The organism is Pelomonas baiyunensis (genome assembly GCF_043555935.1).
Taxonomy (GTDB): Bacteria; Pseudomonadota; Gammaproteobacteria; order Burkholderiales; family Burkholderiaceae_C; genus Pelomonas; species Pelomonas baiyunensis.
The window spans coordinates 891,441-907,035 of the sequence record NZ_JBIGIB010000001.1 but is presented as its reverse complement, the minus strand read 5'-3'; the positions used below and the strand labels follow the sequence as shown (position 1 = coordinate 907,035).

The window sequence follows — 15,595 nt, the reverse complement described above, 5'->3', positions numbered from 1 at the left end:
CGGCCTCACCGCTCACGCGGGATGGAGTACGTGCCCGTGGCGTGCGCCACCGGCTCGTCCATGCCCTCGGAATGGATCCAGACCTCGCCCACCGCGAGGCTTTTGCCCAGCTTCATCAGCTTGCAGCGGCCGAGCAGCCGCCGGTCGGCTTGGGGCTTGCGCAGGAAATTGATGCTCAAGCTGGTGGTGACTGCGAGCGGCACCAGGCCGATTTGGGCCAGGATGGCCACGTACAGCGCCACATCGGCCAGCGTCATCATGACCGGGCCGGACACCGTGCCGCCGGGGCGCAACTCGGCCTCGGTAATCTCGTGCGCGACGACGACGCCGTCATCGGCAATCGCCTCCACCGTCACCCGCGTCTGCGGGAACTCGGCCGCCAGGAAGGCGGCCATCTCGTCGCGGGTCACGTTCGCCATCGCGGCGCCTTTCAATCGATCGGGGTGAGTTTGGCCACCGACAAGGCCAGCCACTTCGTGCCGTGCCGGCCGAAGTTCACCTGCGCCCGGGCATCGGCGCCCGTGCCTTCCAGCGTCAGCAGCACGCCTTCGCCGAACTTGGTGTGGAACACGCCCTTGCCCACGCGCAGGCCGCCGTGTTCTTCCGACACCTTCTGCTTCATGCTGGCGGGCACCGGCGGCTCCACCCAGGCAGCGCGCTGGCCACGATCCGCCACGCGCCCGGCGCCCACCATGCCCTTGAGGCCGCTGCCACGCTCCCAGGCCTGTTGGTATTCGCGCGCAAAGCCCGAGCCGAAGCCCTGGTTGCGCGGCGTCAGCCACTTCAGGCTGGTTTCGGGCAACTCGTCGAAGAAGCGGCTCTTGACGTTGTAGCGGGTCTGGCCGTGCAGCATGCGGGTCTGGCAGAAGCTGATGGACAGCTTCTTGCGCGCCCGCGTGATCGCCACGTACATGAGCCGCCGCTCTTCTTCCAGCCCGTCGTGGTCCGACATGGCGTTCTCGTGCGGGAACAGGCCCTCTTCGAGCCCCGTGATGAACACCGCGTCGAACTCCAGGCCCTTGGCCGAGTGCACCGTCATCAGCTGCACGGCGTCTTGCCCGGCCTGGGCCTGGTTGTCGCCGGCTTCGAGCGAGGCGTGCGTGAGAAAGGCCACCAGCGGCGACATGATTTCGCCCGTCTCGGCGTCCGGCACGGCGCCGGGTGCGCCCGCGGCCGTGAGCGTAGGCGCCACCTCGTCCACCGGCAGGCCCACGGCGTTCTTGCCGAAGCCCTCCTGCATCACGAAGGCCTCGGCCGCGTTGATCAGTTCGTCCAGGTTCTCCAGCCGCTCGGCGCCGTCCTTGTCGGTGCGATAGAACTCCAAGAGGCCCGAGGTCTCCAGCACCTGCTCGATGATTTCGCGCAGGGTCATGCCCTGGGTCAGGTTGCGGGTCGAGTCGATCAGGTTGGTGAACGCCACGAGGTTGGCGCCGCCCTTGCCGGGAATGGCGCTCACGCTCTGGTAGAGGCTCCGGCCGGTGGCCTTGGCGGCGTCTTGCAGGTTCTCCAGCGTCTTGGCGCCGATGCCCCGGGTCGGGAAGTTCACCACCCGAAGGAAGCTGGTGTCGTCGTTCGGGTTCTCCAACAAGCGAAGGTAGGCCAGCGCATGCTTCACTTCGGCGCGCTCGAAGAAGCGCAGGCCGCCGTACACCCGGTACGGAATGCCCGAGTTGAAGAGCGCCGATTCAATGACCCGCGACTGCGCGTTGCTGCGGTACAGGATGGCGATTTCCTGCCGGTCCAGCCCGCCGCGGTGCAGGCTCTGGATTTCCTCGATCAGCCACTGCGCCTCGGCGAAGTCGCTCGGTGCCTCGTGCACACGGATCGGGTCACCCTGGCCGGCGTCGGTGCGCAGGGTTTTGCCCAGGCGCTGGGTGTTGCGGCTGATGAGTTCGTTGGCCGCGTCCAGGATGTGGCCGAAGCTGCGGTAGTTCTGCTCCAGCTTGATGACCTTCTTGACGCGGTACTCGCGCTCGAAGTCGGCCATGTTGCCCACGCGGGCGCCGCGGAAGGCGTAGATGCTTTGGTCGTCATCGCCCACGGCAAGCAGGCTTTGGCCGCTGCCCGAGCCCGGCGGCGCGAACATCTTCAGCCACGCGTACTGCAGCTTGTTGGTGTCCTGGAACTCGTCCACCAGGATGTGGCGGAAGCGCGCCTGGTAGTGCTCGCGCACCGCCGGGTTGTCGCGCAGCAGCTCGTAGCTGCGCAGCATCAGCTCGGCAAAGTCCACCACGCCTTCGCGCTGGCATTGGTCTTCGTAGTTGGCGTAGATCTCCACCAGCTTGCGGGTCTGCTCGTCGTGGGCCACCACGTCGCCCGGGCGCTGGGCGTCTTCCTTGCAGCCGGCGATGAACCAGCCCACCTGCTTGGGCACGAAGCGCTCTTCGTCCAGGTTCATGGCCTTGATGACGCGCTTCACCGCGGAGGTGGTGTCGCTCGCGTCCAGGATCTGAAACGCCTGGGGCAGGTGCGCCAGCTTCCAGTGCGCGCGCAGGAAGCGGTTGCACAGGCCGTGAAAGGTGCCGATCCACATGCCGCGCACGTTGAACGGCAGCATGGTGGACAGGCGCGTGAGCATCTCTTTCGCGGCCTTGTTCGTGAAGGTCACGGCCATCACGCCGCCCGGGCTGACCTGGCCGGTTTGCAGCAACCAGGCGATGCGCGTGGTCAGCACACGGGTCTTGCCGGAGCCGGCGCCGGCCAGGATGAGGGCGGGCTCGGCGGCGGCGGTGACGGCGGCCAGCTGCTCGGGGTTGAGGTTCTTGAGAAGGGGGCTGTGCTGGGCAGCGTCTGCGACCGAATTCATCGACGCATTTTACGGAGCCCTACCTGCGGCGCGCCTTGCCCGCCCGGCCCGCCTTGGACCACTCATACGCCTCGCCATCGGGCGTGCGGCCGGCCTCCACCGCGGCCACGCCGGGCCGGCCCACACTCTCGGCCAGCTCGGTGGAGATGCTGACGTGCCGGTGGCCCTCGCGCCGGCGCGCCTCGGCGCACGCAAGCGCTGGCGTGAGGTCTTGACTGCCGAACAGCTCGCACACCGGCCGGGCGTCGTCGCCCTCGCCCTCCAGCCAATACACCACGATGCCCATGCGCCCTCCGCGAGAAAGCCACAGCCTAACGGCTCCGAGGCCTCGCCCGCGCGCACCAGTGCAGTGCCACAGAGCACCATCACGGGCACTGGCCCGGCCCACCACGGCAGGCACCGCGCCAGCCGTGGGGCTGAGGTGTGCAATGGTTCTCGATTCAACGGCGACCGCGTCTGGCATGCGATTTGCGCTGCACACGCGCATGACCAGCGATCCGGGCCTCACGGCGCCCGCCCCCCTGTTGCCGCCGCCCCCGTCGCCCGGGCTCCACGCCGGCGCGCGCTCATCGGCCTCGGTGCTGGAGCAAGCCGCCGGCTTCGGCGAGTGGTGGCACGAGCCCCAGAGCGGCCACACCCAACTCTCGCCGATGGCGGCCGAGTACCTGGAACTGTCGGCCGGCACGGCGCACCCGCTGGACGCGTGCTTTGAACACGTGGTGGCCGACGACCTGCCCGCCCTGACCCGCGCCTGGACCGGTGCCTGGCCCCAAGCCGCCGCCGACGTGCGCGTGGTGGCTGGCGCGCGCGGCATGCGCTGGGTGCGGGTGACGCCGCTGCCGCCCGACCCGGCCCGCCCGCGCTGGCGCCACGGGCTGCTGCAGGATGTGACGGCGCTGAACCACGCCGCCGTGCGCGAGCGGCTGGGCTACGCGTTGACCGAATACCTCGTGGGCACGCACACGCTGGACGACGCGATCGGCAACGTCATCCAGCTCATCTGCCGCAACCTGGGCTGGGAATGGGGCGCCTACTGGGCCATGGAGCCGCAAGACAACGACACCGGCCGCCTGCATTGCCGCCACTCGTGGCACGCCCAGGCCGGCGCGCTGGAGCGCTTCAGCGCCGCCAGCGCCGCCTTGCGCATGGCACCGGGCGAAGGCCTGGTGGGCCGGGTGTGGGCCACCGGCCGGGCCGAGTGGGTGGAGGACATGAGCACCGACCCGCGCTTCCTGCGCCGAGGCAGCGCGCAGATGTGCGGTCTGTGGTCGGGCTACGTGTTCCCGGTGACCTACGTGTCGGACAGCGGCGAGCAGCACCGCCCCGGCGTGCTGGAGTTCTACAGCAGCCTCACGCGCCAGCCCGAGGCGCAGTTGCCCAAGGTGTCGGCCACCATCGGCGCATTGATCGCGCAAACCGCCCAGCGCCTGGAAACCGAGGCCGTCATCCACCGCCTGGCGCAGGTGGACGAGATGACCGAGCTGGACAACCGCTCGCACTTTTACGTGCAGCTCAACCGGCATTGCGCGTTGAGCCAGCGCCTGGGGCAGCGCTTTGCGTTGATGTTCATCGACCTGGACCGCTTCAAGCCCATCAACGACGCCTTCGGCCACGAAGCGGGCAATGCGGTGTTGCAAACCTTCGCGCGCCGGCTGCGCGAACTGGCCCCACCGCCGGCCCGCGTGGGGCGGCTGGGTGGCGACGAGTTTGCGGTGCTGGTGCCAAATGCCGACGACGGCCAGGCACTGACCACGCTGGTGGACGCGGTGCTGTCTGCCGCCAGCCAACCCATCGTGTACGAAGGCCTGTCCCTCAACGTCTCCGCCAGCATTGGCGTGAGCCGCTTCCCGGACAACGGGCAGACCGGCCCCGAGCTGCTGCGCAGTGCCGATGCGGCCATGTACCGCGTCAAGCAAAACGGCCGCAACGGCAGCAACGTGTTCTCCACCAGCAGCCCCAACATGCTGGCCGAGCAGCGCGCCAAGCTGGCCCGGCGGCTGGCCATCGAGACCGAGTTGCGCGAAGCCCTGCGGGCCGACCAGCTGCGCCTGGTGTACCAGCCCATCGTGGACCTGCGCTCGGGCGACCTGCACGGCGTCGAGGCGCTGATCCGCTGGCACAAGCCGGACGGCAGCAGTGTGTCGCCGGACCTGTTCATTCCGATTGCCGAGCAGAGCGACCTGATCGTGGACATTGGCCGCTGGGTGATGGGCCGTGCGCTGCGCGACCTGGCCTCGCTCAAGGGCACCGCGCTGCAGGCGCTCAAGGTGCACGTGAACATGGCGGCCTCCGAGTTCACCAGCACCGCCTTGCCCGACCTGCTGCGTGCGGTGGCCCAGGAGCTGGCGGTGCCTGCATCGCAGGTGGTGCTGGAGCTGACCGAAGGCATGCTGATGCGCCAGCCCGAGCAGGTGGTGCGGGTGATGCACGAGCTGCGCGACATCGGGTTCGAGATCTCGCTGGATGACTTCGGCATGGGGCACTCGTCGCTGGCGCTGCTGAAGAACCTGCCGATTCGCTCGCTCAAGATCGACCGCAGCTTTGTGCGCGACCTGCCCACTGGAGAACGTGACCGCGCGATTGCCCAGACCATCGTCGACCTGGGCCGGCACCTGCAGCTGGACATCATTGCCGAGGGCATCGAGGGCGACGACCAACTCGGCGTGCTGCGCGCGTGCGGTTGCCGCTTCGGCCAGGGCTGGCTGCTCGGCCGGCCGTTGTCGCTGAAGGCCTTGGTGCACCGCTTCCCGAACGGTCGCGCCACGGCTTGAGCCGCTAGAGTGCCGGGCATGGACGAAGCCCTGCCCTGCCCCTGCGGACGCCCCACCTCGTATGCCACCTGCTGCGGCGCCCTGCACCGGGCCTTTGCCGCCGGAGCGGGCCTGACTGCAACCACGCCCGAGGCCCTCATGCGCTCGCGCTACAGCGCGTTTGTGACCGACCGGCGCGACTACCTGCTGGCCACCTGGCACCCCAGCACCCGGCCCGACGTGCTGGAGCCGCCTGAGCCCGGGCTGAAATGGCTGGGGCTGCAGGTCAAGGGCAGCGCGATGCAAGACGCCGATCACGGCACCGTGGAGTTCGTGGCCCGCAGCAAGCTCGGCGGCCGCGCCCACCGGCTGCAGGAGCGCAGCCGCTTCGTGCGCGAAGCGGGCGCTTGGTTCTACGTGGACGGCGATCTGTCTTGACCCTGCGCCTGCTGCACGCCGACGAGCACGTCGTCGCCATCGACAAACCCGCCGGCCTGCTGGTGCACCGCACCCAATTGGCGGCCGGTGAACAGGAAGCCGCACTGCAGCAACTGCGCGACCAACTCGGCCGCACGGTGTGGCCGGTGCACCGGCTGGACCGCGGCACCTCCGGGGTGCTGCTGTTTGCGCTGTCGGCCGAGGTGGCCTCGCAACTGGGCGCCAAGTTCGAGCAGGGCCAGATGACGAAGCGCTACCTGGCCCTGGTGCGCGGCTGGCCGGCGGCCGACCGCGGCCACATCGACCACCCCTTGGCCCGCGACCCGGAACTGCCCTCGGCGGGCCAGCCGATGCTGGAGGCGCAAACCGATTGGTCGGTGTTGAGCCGGCTGACCTGGCCCGTGGTGACCGACCCGCGTTTCACCGGCACCCGCGTGGCGCTGCTGGAGGTGGCCCCGCGCCAGGGCCGGCGCCACCAGATCCGCCGGCACCTCAAGCACATGGCCCACCCCATCCTGGGTGACGCCACGCACGGCAAAGGCCCGCTCAACCGGGCCGTGGCGGCTTACCTCGGCGTGCAGCGCCTGTGGCTGCACGCCGCAGAGCTGACCTTGCAGCACCCGGTGACGGGCACCACGCTCACGCTGCATGCGGAGCCCGGCGCGCAGTGGCCGATGCTGCCCGGTCTCAGCTCGCCTGGGTGCGGAACACGCTGACCTCGTCGGCCATCTTCTGCGCCTGATCGCGCAGGCTCTCGGCCGCAGCGGCCGACTGCTCCACCAGGGCCGCGTTCTGCTGGGTGACCTGATCCAGCTGGCCCACGGCCTGGTTCACCCGGCCGATGCCGTCGCTCTGCTCGCTGGCAGACCGAGCGATGTCACCGATCAGTTGCGCCACCTTTTCCACGGCCGATTCGATGTCGCGCATGGCCGTGCCGGCTTGCTCGACCAGCGAGGAACCCGCCGCCACCTGCTCGCTGGAGGTGGCAATCAGGCTCTTGATGTCTCGCGCCGCTTCGGCACTGCGCTGCGCCAGGCTGCGCACCTCAGACGCCACCACGGCAAACCCCTTGCCCTGCTCGCCCGCCCGCGCGGCTTCCACGGCGGCGTTCAGCGCGAGGATGTTGGTCTGGAAGGCGATGGAGTCGATCAGCGTCGTGATCTCGCCGATGCGCGCCGCGCTTGAGTGGATGGCGCCCATGGTGCTCACCACCTCCTGCACCACGCCCGAGCCGCGTCCGGCGGCGGTGGCGGCGCCCGTGGCCAAGCCATGCGCGCTGCGTGCGGCCTCCGCGGTTTGACCCACGGCCTGCGTCAGCGTGGCCATGGACGACGCGGTCGCCTGCAGGCTGGACGCCATCTCCTCGGTGCGCACCGACAGGTCTTGATTGCCCGCCGCGATTTCCGAACTGGCCCCGTCGATGCTCTTGGCCGCCAACTGAACCGAGTGAACCACCCCGTGGATGCGATCCACCGCTTGCAGCAGCGCGCCGGCGGCGCCCAAGGTGCCGGGCTCATGCGGCACATCGAGGTTGATGCGCTCGTCCGCCGTCAACGACTCCACCAGCCGCACCAAGGCCACTTGCTCCACGGCACGTTGGTGCATCTTGTAGGCGATCAGCACCTCGAACCCAGCCTGCGCCACCACGTAGCCGGCATGCACCAGCACCCGCGAGAAGCCGGGATCGGTGAGGCAGTACACACCGGCACCGGCCGCCTGCAAGCGGTCAAACAGGATGTGGTGAACCGCAATCACGGCGGCGCCGGTCAGCACGGGCGCCCAGTGCCGGTAGACGAGCAGGAACGCCAGCGTGACGAACACCCCGAAATGGAACTCGACCATGCCGCGTGCCAGCTGGATGTGCAGGGCCACCATGCCCATGGCGGCGGTGGCCATGATGTGCGCAGCCATGGCCGTGCCACCCAGTGCCGCCTGCGCCGCGGCAGCCCCGGCGAAGAGCAGGAGCCCCATGCCCACGGCCAAGCCAACCTGGTCGAACTGAAAGCCCAACACCAGCGCGAGCACGAAATACAAGCCCATGCAGGCCAGCATCAGCCGGTTGGCGTCACGCCAGGCAGCCTCGCGGGAGCTTTCGGATCGCGGGGCATTTCGCGCATCACTTGCAGCCCAGGTGTGACGAGAGGCCATACCGGTCATGGGTGTCTCCTTTTCAGTGCCAACTTGTGACGATGCTAGGCCGAGCCTGCCCCGCACCGCAACGGGGCGGCGTCGCGGATATGCACCATGTCACGGCGCATCCGCGCCCGCCAACCATCGCGCGCGAATCCGGCGCAAGTCACCACGGGCCTCCAGGCGCAAGATGGCCGCATTCAGGGTCTGCAAATCGCTCTCGGTCAGCGTCTTGGGGCTCAACCGGTACGCCACCACGCCTTGCACCAACGGAACCGGCAGCTCCGTCAACGACAGCCGAGCCGCGCCAGCGGCGTGCAGCACGGCCAAGCGATCTCCCAGCAGCACATCGCCACGCTGCTGTTGCAGCAGCTCGATGCCCCGCGCGTAGGTCTCGAACCACGCCACCTGGCCGCGCGCGATGAACTCTTGCACCGTCGGCGCATTGGCGGGGCCCCGGTGCGTGATCAGCCGCAAGCCGCTCCGCAGCACGTCGTCCACCGACCTCAAGGCGTCTCGGCCCTCACCGGCCCTGACAAACAACGACAGCCGCTCGTCGCGGTAAGGCTGGGTGTACCAGCCGGCATCGGCCTTCGGGGTGGCCGCCAGCAGCAGGTCCAGCTGGCCGTTGCTCAACAGCAGTTGCCGGCGGTTGTGCGGCACGTCGCCGACGTAGACGACACGACAGCCCGCCTCGCGGGCCACAGCATCCAGCAACTCGGTTTCCAGGCCGGTGTGCCGCGTCCCGTCCATGTAGGAGTAGGGCCGCCAGTCCTCGAAGGGCACGCGCAGCGCGCGCGAGCACCCGGCGTGCACCCACACGGGCCAGCACAGCACCGCAACCAGAACCCGACGCCACATCCCGGCTCCGACGGCGCCCCACGGATCGGGGCGGCCATGAAGCATAGCCCCGGCGGGGCGCCTCAGCGCATCGGCAACACCTGCACCTGCAAGCCCGACGGCTGATCACGCCAGAAGTACAGCCGCTGCGTGGCGGGCTGGAAGTCTTCGGCCCGCGCGCTGCGGATCGGCACGAAACGCTGCGGGTTGCGGTCGATCAGCGGGAACCAGCTGCTTTGCACCTGCACCATGATGCGGTGCCCGCGCCGGAAGCTGTGGTTCACGTCCTGCAGCGTCACCTTCAGTTCCTCCACCTGGCCGGGCACCATGGCCTCGGGCGTTTCCAGGCTGTGGCGGAAGCGCCCGCGCAGCGGGTCGGCCCGCACCAGTTGCTGGTAACCGCCCATCGGCGACTCCGGCGCCTCGACCTCCTCGGTGCGGGGGCGCTTCTTGCGGGGCGGCGGGTCTTCCACCTCCGGCGGGTACACGTCGATGAGCTTGACCACCCAGTCGGCATCGGTGCCGCTGGTGGACGCGAACAGCCGCGCCACCACGGGGCCGGCCAGGGTCACGTCTTGCTCCAGCACCTCGCTGCGGAAGGTGAGCACGTCCGGCCGCGTGGCGGCAAAGCGTTGGTCGCTCACCATGTACTCCTGCGGCATGCCCAAGGCCGTGTAGCCGATGAACGGCACCGGCTTGGCCGGGTCGCTCACCCAGCTGTCGAACTGCGGCTGCGGGGCCGGCGGCGGCGTGAAGCTGAGCTTGCCGCCGGGCGCAAAGTACAAGGTGCGCGCCTGGGCGGTTTGCGGGGGCCAAGCGTCGTAGCGGCGCCAGACGTTGGTGCCCGTTTCAAACACCGTCGCCTTGGCGATGGGGGTCTTGGGGGCCACTTCCCGCAAGTGCTGCTCGAAGAACGGCAGCAGCACGTCTTTCTGGAACTGCTCGGCTGTGGGCTGATGGAACTGGACACGGCCCAGGCTGCGGCCCGGTGTGCCGATCCAGCCGCCATGCACCCACGGGCCCATCACCAGCCGGTTGTCGGTGGCCGGGCTTTGGCGCCCGATGGCGCGGAACACCCCCAGCGGGCCAACCAGGTCTTCGGCATCGAACCAACCGCCCACGGTCAACACCGCGGCGCGGATGTTCTTCAGGTGCGGCAGGATGGCCCGCTGCTGCCAGAAGTGGTCGTAGCGGTCGTGCTCCAGCTGCACATTGAAGTACGGGTTGGCGCCGCCGTCCTTGCCCAGGCGCTCGGCCATGGCGTCGAGGTTGGTGAACTGCAGGAAGAACTCGTAGCCGTCGCGGGTGCCGTAGTCGAACTCAGGCCACTGCCGGGGCGGCAGAACCGGCGTCTGCTGGGGTTTGAAGAAGCTGTAGAAGCCGAAGTTGGCCGCCAGCATGAAGGCGCCACCGTGGTAGCTGTCGTCGCCCTGGAACAGGTCGCCAATGGGCGCCTGCGGCGAGGCGGCCTTGATGGCCGGGTGCGAGTCGATCACCGAGGCCGCCGTGTAGAAGCCCGGGTAGCTGATGCCCCACAGGCCCACGCGGCCGTTGTGGCCGGGCACGTGGTCCAGCAGCCACTGCACGGTGTCGTGCGTGTCGGTGCTTTCGTCCACGTCGGTGGGCAGCTTCTTGATCGCCCGGTGCGGCGTCATCTCGATGAACTGCCCTTCCGACTGGAAGCGCCCGCGCACGTCCTGGCACACGAAGATGTAGCCGGCCTTCAAGAAGTCCTCGTTCGGCGCGAGCTGCTTCACGCCGTCGCGGTCCACGCCGTACGGGCCGCAGCTGTAGGGCGTGCGCACCATCAGGAAGGGGTAGCGGCGGCTCTGGTCCTTGGGCAGGTACACCGCCGTGAACAGCGTCTTGCCGTCGCGCACGGGCACGCGGTACTCGTACTTGGTGTAGTGCTCGCGCGGCTGGTAGGCCGGCGGCTTGTCCTCGTCAGCCGCGCCGGCCGGCACGGTGATCAGGGCAGACAGCAGCAGCGGCAGGCTGCGCATCAGGGGCATCAAGGACATGGCAAGGGCGTGAGGCCGAGGAGGCGCGCAGTCTGACACCGCCGCCCGGCCCTGCCAGAGGCCACATCGGGTTCAACCGAACTTGACCGCGTAGATGGGCGGCAGGTGGGCTGACACCGTCTCCCAGTGGTCGCCACCATCGGCGCTGGCCCACAGCCCTCCCGTGGTGGAGCCCATCATCAGCTGCTCGCCGCCATCGTCCACCGCCAGGCCATGGCGGTAGATGAGGTCGTAGCAATGTTGCTGGGGCAGGCCCGAGCGCAGCGTCTCGAAGGTCTGGCCTCCGTCGCGGGTGCGGGTCACGCACAGCGCAGCATCGACCGGAATGCGGCGCTCGTCTTTCACCGCTGGCGCGAACCAGGCGGTCAGCGGGTCTCGCGGGTGGGCGGCCACGGCAAAACCGAAGCTGGACGGCGCCGCGCGGTGCTCCTGCCAGCTGGCACCGTTGTCGGTGGAGCGGAAGATGCCGCAATGGTGCTGGCACCACAGCACCTCCGGCACGTCGCGGCAGCGGGCGATGAGGTGGGGGTCTTGGGAGTTCTCGTCGTCCGCCAATTCGGGCGGCATGAAGTCAGCCCGCATGCCTTTGGCGCGCAGCGCCCAGCTCTGGCCACCGTCGGTGGTGCGCCAGGCCCCGCCGCAGGACACGCCGATCAGCAGCTCCTCCGGGCGATCGGGGTGCGGGCAGATGGAGTGCAAGGCCGGCGCCGGGTTGCCGCCGCCCATCCATTGCTCGCGCCGCGGGTCACGCCAGAGGATTTCGTCCAGCGTCCAGGTCTCGCCACGGTCCCGGCTGAGGAACAGGCCGCCGGGCACCGTGCCGCACCAGATGGCGTCGCCGGCGCGTTCCAGCGAAAACACCTGATCGAGCTTCCAGGCCGGGCCCGCCGCGCCGTCTGGCTGCGGCGGGAACGTGGGGGCTGCCACCTCGCGCCAAGTCTGACCGGCATCGTCGCTGGCATGCAGCTTGGCGCCGAAGTGGCCGAGGTTCAAGCCGGCCAGCATGTGGCCCGAGGCGTCAGGCGGCAGCAGCATGGTGACCGGGTCGGCGGTGAAGCTCAGGCGCTCCACCTCCCAGCGGCCACTGCGGCGGCGAAGTTCAAACAAGCCTTTGCGGGTCGCGGCCCAGGCGCGGTCTTGGTTCATGGTTCAGCCTCCGGAAAGGGCTTGCAGGACGTGAACCCGGCTTTCAGGGCCGAGCGGGTCGGTCAGGCCACGCAGGTCGCGCACGCGCCGGCCGTCGATGAAGATGACGACATTGACCCGCAGGTGGCCTTGGTCATCGAGGATGTAGCCCCGCAGCCGGGGGTTGATGGCGAAGGCGGCATCCAGGCCCTGGCGCAGCACGGTGGCCGGGGTGTCCACCACCGGGGTGTCCACGAAGCGGTGCAGCTGCGGAGTGAATTCAATGCGGGCCATGGTGTGACGACGAACGAGGCGCGCCGAATTCGACGCCCGAGCCCTGACTTCAGCCTCCGGATTAACCCCCAACGACAATGCCGCGCATGAACCCCGGCATCCTCTACGCCCTCGGCGCTTATCTCAGTTGGGGTCTGTTCCCGCTGTATTTCCGGCAAATCGCCACCATCCCGGCCCTGCAGGTGGTGGCGCACCGCACGATCTGGTCGCTGGCCTTCGTGGCCCTGGTGCTGCTGGCCACGCGCCACCTGCATTGGCTGCGTGAGGTCAGCGCCGCCACCTGGCGCCGGTTCGCGGTGTCGGCCCTGCTGATCGCGATCAACTGGCTGACCTACGTGTGGGCGGTCGGGAACGGCCACGTGCTGGACGCCAGCCTGGGCTACTTCATCAACCCGCTCGTGAACGTGGCGCTGGGGTTTGCAGTGCTGCACGAGCGGCCGCGGCCGGTGCAGTGGCTGGCCGTGGGCCTGGCCGCGTTCGGCGTGCTGTGGCTGACGGTGGCCGCCGGCCGGCTGCCGTGGGTGGCCCTGGTGCTGGCCGCCAGCTTTGGCCTGTACGGCCTGATGCGCAAGACCGCCGCGCTCGGCGCGATCGAAGGACTGGCGCTGGAGACGCTGATCCTCGCGCCACTCGCGCTGGGCGGCCTGGCCTGGTGGAGCCAGGCCGGCAGCCTCGCCGGCCAGACCGCCGCTGACTGGGCCTGGCTGATCGGCACCGGCCCCGTCACCGCCGGCGCGCTGCTGCTGTTCGCCGCTGGCGCGCGGCGCATTCCGCTGGCCACGCTGGGCCTGGTGCAGTACGTGTCACCCTCGCTGCAGTTCCTGCTGGGCGTGTTCCTGTTCCGCGAGCCCATGGATGCGAGCCGCCTGGTGGCTTTTGGCTTCATCTGGAGCGCGCTGGCCGTGTACAGCGCCGAGGGGCTGTGGCAAGCCCGGCGCCCGGCACCGCCCCGGGCGGCATGAGACAGGCACCCTGCCCCGCGCTGGTCAACCGAACACGCCCGCCCGGCGTTGCCCCAGACACCGTCACCCGCGAGCCCACCATGCACCGCCTTGCCCGCACCCTGATCGCCTCCGCCCTGATCGTTGCCACCGGCGTGGCCGCCGCGGGGCCACGCTACTACGACGACCGTCGGCCGGAGCCCCGCCACCACCATGGCGGCTCGGGTCTGGGTGCGCTGGTGCTGGGCCTGGCCGTGGCCGTGCCGCTGATTGCGCTGGCGCATGAAGCCAGTCGCCCGCCGGAGCCGGTGTATGTGCCCCCGCCGGCCCCGTTGCCGCCGCCCGTGGTGTACGCCCCGGCACCGCCGGTGGCCTATGTGGCACCCCGGCGCGCGCCGGTGGTGTCGGCGGCCGTGCCGGTGATCTACCCCCGCAACGGCCAAAGCCCCGCCCAGCAGGAGGCGGACTACCAGGACTGCAACCGCTGGGCCACCACCCAGCAGGCGGCAATGGCGGACACCTCCGTCTTCAACCGCGCTGTGGACGCCTGCATGGACGGTCGCGGCTACACGCTGCGTTGAAAGCACAAGGCGCCCCGCGGGGCGCCTTGTGACGTGGGCAATGCCCGCTGGGCTGGCCCGCCTCAGCTGCGCATCAGGTGGTCGAACGCGCCCAGCGCGGCCTTCGCGCCATCACCGGCGGCGATGATGATCTGCTTGAACGGCACGGTCGTCACGTCACCCGCCGCGAACACGCCGGGCACCGAGGTCGCACCCTTAGCGTCCACGATGATTTCGCCGTGCTTGCTCAGCTCCACCGTGCCGCGCAGCCACTCGGTGTTGGGCACCAGGCCGATCTGCACGAAGCAGCCTTCCACCTCCACACGACGCGCCTCGCCGGACACACGGTCCGTGTAGTTCAGGCCGTTGAGCTTGCCGCCCGCACCGGTGAATTCGGTCGTTTGGGCGTTCTTGATGATGGCGACGTTGGGCAGGCTTTCCAGCTTCTTGACCAGCACCGCGTCCGCCCGCAATTCCGCGCCGAACTCGATCAGCGTCACGTGCTTGACGATGCCGGCCAAGTCGATGGCCGCCTCCACGCCCGAGTTGCCGCCGCCGATCACCGCCACCGGCTTGCCCTTGAACAGCGGGCCGTCGCAGTGCGGGCAGTAGGCCACGCCCTTGTTCTTGTACTCGGCTTCGCCGGGCACGTTGACATTGCGCCAGCGCGCGCCGGTGGACAGGATCACCGTCTTGCCCTTGAGCGTGGCCCCGTTGGCCAGTTGCACTTCGATCAGGCCGCCGGGCTCGGTCGCCGGGATGAGTTTTTCTGCGCGCTGGAGGTTGTGGATGTCGACGTTGTAGTCCTTCACATGGCCTTCCAGGGCGGCGGCGAACTTCGGGCCGTCGGTCATGGACACCGAGATGTAGTTCTCGATGCCCAGCGTGTCATTCACCTGGCCGCCGAAGCGCTCGGCCGCCACGCCGGTGCGGATGCCCTTGCGGGCGGCGTACACGGCGGCTGCCGCACCGGCGGGACCACCGCCGACGATGAGCATGTCGTACGGCGCTTCAGCGTCAAGCTTCTTCGCATCCCGCGCGGCGGAGCCGGTGTCGAGCTTCGCGATGATTTCTTCCAGGCTCATGCGGCCCGAGGCAAACGGCTGACCGTTCAACCACACGGCGGGCACCGCCATGATGTTGCGACCCTCGACCTCGCTCTGGAACAAGCCGCCGTCGATGACCGTCGTGCGGATGCGCGGGTTGACGATGGCCATGAGCGAGAGCGCCTGCACCACGTCCGGGCAGTTGTGGCAGGTCAGACTCATGTAGATCTCGAAGTCGAGATCCGCGTCCAGCGCCTTGGCCGCGTCGATCTGCGCGGCATCGACCTTGGGCGGGTGGCCGCCGGTCCAGAGCAGCGCCAGCACGAGCGAGGTGAACTCGTGGCCCAGCGGGATGGCCGCAAAGCGCAGGCTCTGCTCGGTGCCAGTGCGGCGCAGCAGGAAGGACGGGGTGCGGGTGTCCACGCCATCGGCGCGGAAGGAAATCTTGTCGCTCATGCCGGCAATTTCTTCCAGCAGTTCGCGCATCTCGGCGCTGCTGGCCGAGTTGTCCAGCGAGGCGATGATTTCGAACGGGAGCTTGACGTGGTCCAGGTAACCCTGGAGCTGGGTCTTGAGAGCGGCGTCCAACATGGAGAACTTCCTTTCAGTGAGGCGTGGCGGGGCTGGCCACTGCTGAAAGGGTC

At 69.2% G+C, this 15,595-nt stretch carries 14 protein-coding genes; 5 read left to right on the top strand and 9 right to left on the bottom strand.

All coding sequences use genetic code 11. From position 1 onward, the window contains the following. Positions 1-5: 5 nt before the first annotated feature. Genes ACG01O_RS04045 through ACG01O_RS04035 form a run of 3 tightly spaced genes read right to left on the bottom strand, consistent with a single transcriptional unit; the run spans position 6 to position 3,092 of the window. On the bottom strand, positions 6-419 hold the full coding sequence (locus ACG01O_RS04045) for a PaaI family thioesterase (protein ID WP_394381613.1): 414 nt from the start codon (positions 417-419) through the stop codon (positions 6-8). An 11-nt stretch (positions 420-430) separates the two neighbouring features. Continuing rightward, positions 431-2,806, bottom strand: a complete 2,376-nt coding sequence (locus tag ACG01O_RS04040; protein WP_394381612.1) for a UvrD-helicase domain-containing protein — start codon at positions 2,804-2,806, stop codon at positions 431-433. Positions 2,807-2,825: 19 nt separating this feature from the next. Then, the gene (locus ACG01O_RS04035) at positions 2,826-3,092 is read right to left on the bottom strand and encodes a hypothetical protein (protein WP_394381611.1); all 267 of its coding nucleotides are present in this window, start codon (positions 3,090-3,092) and stop codon (positions 2,826-2,828) included. Positions 3,093-3,267: 175 nt separating this feature from the next. Here ACG01O_RS04035 and ACG01O_RS04030 point away from each other — a divergent pair, with 175 nt between their 5' ends. Genes ACG01O_RS04030 through ACG01O_RS04020 form a run of 3 tightly spaced genes read left to right on the top strand, consistent with a single transcriptional unit; the run spans position 3,268 to position 6,710 of the window. After that, positions 3,268-5,577 (top strand): putative bifunctional diguanylate cyclase/phosphodiesterase, encoded by a 2,310-nt coding sequence (locus ACG01O_RS04030; protein WP_394381610.1) that lies wholly within the window; start codon positions 3,268-3,270, stop codon positions 5,575-5,577. An 18-nt stretch (positions 5,578-5,595) separates the two neighbouring features. Next, positions 5,596-5,994 (top strand): YchJ family protein, encoded by a 399-nt coding sequence (locus tag ACG01O_RS04025; protein ID WP_394381608.1) that lies wholly within the window; start codon positions 5,596-5,598, stop codon positions 5,992-5,994. Beyond that, the gene (locus ACG01O_RS04020; protein WP_394381606.1) at positions 5,991-6,710 is read left to right on the top strand and encodes a pseudouridine synthase; all 720 of its coding nucleotides are present in this window, start codon (positions 5,991-5,993) and stop codon (positions 6,708-6,710) included. Before ACG01O_RS04025 ends, ACG01O_RS04020 begins: the two co-directional genes overlap by 4 nt. Here ACG01O_RS04020 and ACG01O_RS04015 read toward each other — a convergent pair. From ACG01O_RS04015 to ACG01O_RS03995, 5 genes are all read right to left on the bottom strand, one after another. After that, positions 6,682-8,151, bottom strand: a complete 1,470-nt coding sequence (locus ACG01O_RS04015) for a methyl-accepting chemotaxis protein (RefSeq protein ID WP_394381604.1) — start codon at positions 8,149-8,151, stop codon at positions 6,682-6,684. The two genes, ACG01O_RS04020 and ACG01O_RS04015, sit on opposite strands and share 29 nt — an antisense overlap. Positions 8,152-8,241: 90 nt before the next feature. After that, positions 8,242-8,985: a substrate-binding periplasmic protein gene (locus ACG01O_RS04010; protein WP_394381602.1), complete on the bottom strand. Its 744-nt coding sequence runs from the start codon at positions 8,983-8,985 to the stop codon at positions 8,242-8,244. A gap of 62 nt (positions 8,986-9,047) precedes the next feature. After that, on the bottom strand, positions 9,048-10,985 hold the full coding sequence (locus ACG01O_RS04005) for a CocE/NonD family hydrolase (RefSeq protein ID WP_394381600.1): 1,938 nt from the start codon (positions 10,983-10,985) through the stop codon (positions 9,048-9,050). 72 nt (positions 10,986-11,057) lie between these two features. Next, complete coding sequence (locus ACG01O_RS04000) at positions 11,058-12,131, bottom strand: WD40/YVTN/BNR-like repeat-containing protein (RefSeq protein WP_394381598.1); 1,074 nt, start codon at positions 12,129-12,131, stop codon at positions 11,058-11,060. A gap of 3 nt (positions 12,132-12,134) precedes the next feature. Next, positions 12,135-12,404 carry a MoaD/ThiS family protein gene (locus tag ACG01O_RS03995; RefSeq protein ID WP_394381596.1) on the bottom strand — a complete coding sequence of 90 codons (270 nt, stop codon included), beginning with the start codon at positions 12,402-12,404 and terminating at the stop codon, positions 12,135-12,137. 86 nt (positions 12,405-12,490) lie between these two features. On the opposite strand from ACG01O_RS03995, the gene rarD reads away from it, so the two are divergent. Next, the gene (gene rarD / locus ACG01O_RS03990) at positions 12,491-13,366 is read left to right on the top strand and encodes an EamA family transporter RarD (RefSeq protein ID WP_394381594.1); all 876 of its coding nucleotides are present in this window, start codon (positions 12,491-12,493) and stop codon (positions 13,364-13,366) included. An 80-nt stretch (positions 13,367-13,446) separates the two neighbouring features. After that, entirely contained in the window at positions 13,447-13,926 is a 480-nt protein-coding gene (locus ACG01O_RS03985; RefSeq protein ID WP_394381592.1) for a hypothetical protein, read from the top strand. A gap of 62 nt (positions 13,927-13,988) precedes the next feature. On the opposite strand, the gene ahpF is transcribed toward ACG01O_RS03985, so the two are convergent. Next, positions 13,989-15,542 carry an alkyl hydroperoxide reductase subunit F gene (gene ahpF / locus ACG01O_RS03980; protein WP_394381590.1) on the bottom strand — a complete coding sequence of 518 codons (1,554 nt, stop codon included), beginning with the start codon at positions 15,540-15,542 and terminating at the stop codon, positions 13,989-13,991. Positions 15,543-15,595: the final 53 nt, after the last annotated feature.

Excerpts from the sequence above, each read along its gene's own strand:
- ACG01O_RS04015 (WP_394381604.1), bottom strand. The coding sequence starts at position 8,151 with ATGACCGGTATGGCCTCTCGTCACACCTGGGCTGCAAGTGATGCGCGA.
- ACG01O_RS04025 (WP_394381608.1), top strand. The coding sequence starts at position 5,596 with ATGGACGAAGCCCTGCCCTGCCCCTGCGGACGCCCCACCTCGTATGCC.
- rarD (WP_394381594.1), top strand. The coding sequence starts at position 12,491 with ATGAACCCCGGCATCCTCTACGCCCTCGGCGCTTATCTCAGTTGGGGT.
- ACG01O_RS04010 (WP_394381602.1), bottom strand. The coding sequence starts at position 8,985 with ATGTGGCGTCGGGTTCTGGTTGCGGTGCTGTGCTGGCCCGTGTGGGTG.
- ACG01O_RS04035 (WP_394381611.1), bottom strand. The coding sequence starts at position 3,092 with ATGGGCATCGTGGTGTATTGGCTGGAGGGCGAGGGCGACGACGCCCGG.
- ACG01O_RS04040 (WP_394381612.1), bottom strand. The coding sequence starts at position 2,806 with ATGAATTCGGTCGCAGACGCTGCCCAGCACAGCCCCCTTCTCAAGAAC.
- ACG01O_RS04000 (WP_394381598.1), bottom strand. The coding sequence starts at position 12,131 with ATGAACCAAGACCGCGCCTGGGCCGCGACCCGCAAAGGCTTGTTTGAA.
- ACG01O_RS04005 (WP_394381600.1), bottom strand. The coding sequence starts at position 10,985 with ATGTCCTTGATGCCCCTGATGCGCAGCCTGCCGCTGCTGCTGTCTGCC.
- ahpF (WP_394381590.1), bottom strand. The coding sequence starts at position 15,542 with ATGTTGGACGCCGCTCTCAAGACCCAGCTCCAGGGTTACCTGGACCAC.
- ACG01O_RS04045 (WP_394381613.1), bottom strand. The coding sequence starts at position 419 with ATGGCGAACGTGACCCGCGACGAGATGGCCGCCTTCCTGGCGGCCGAG.
- ACG01O_RS04030 (WP_394381610.1), top strand. The coding sequence starts at position 3,268 with ATGCGATTTGCGCTGCACACGCGCATGACCAGCGATCCGGGCCTCACG.
- ACG01O_RS03995 (WP_394381596.1), bottom strand. The coding sequence starts at position 12,404 with ATGGCCCGCATTGAATTCACTCCGCAGCTGCACCGCTTCGTGGACACC.
- ACG01O_RS03985 (WP_394381592.1), top strand. The coding sequence starts at position 13,447 with ATGCACCGCCTTGCCCGCACCCTGATCGCCTCCGCCCTGATCGTTGCC.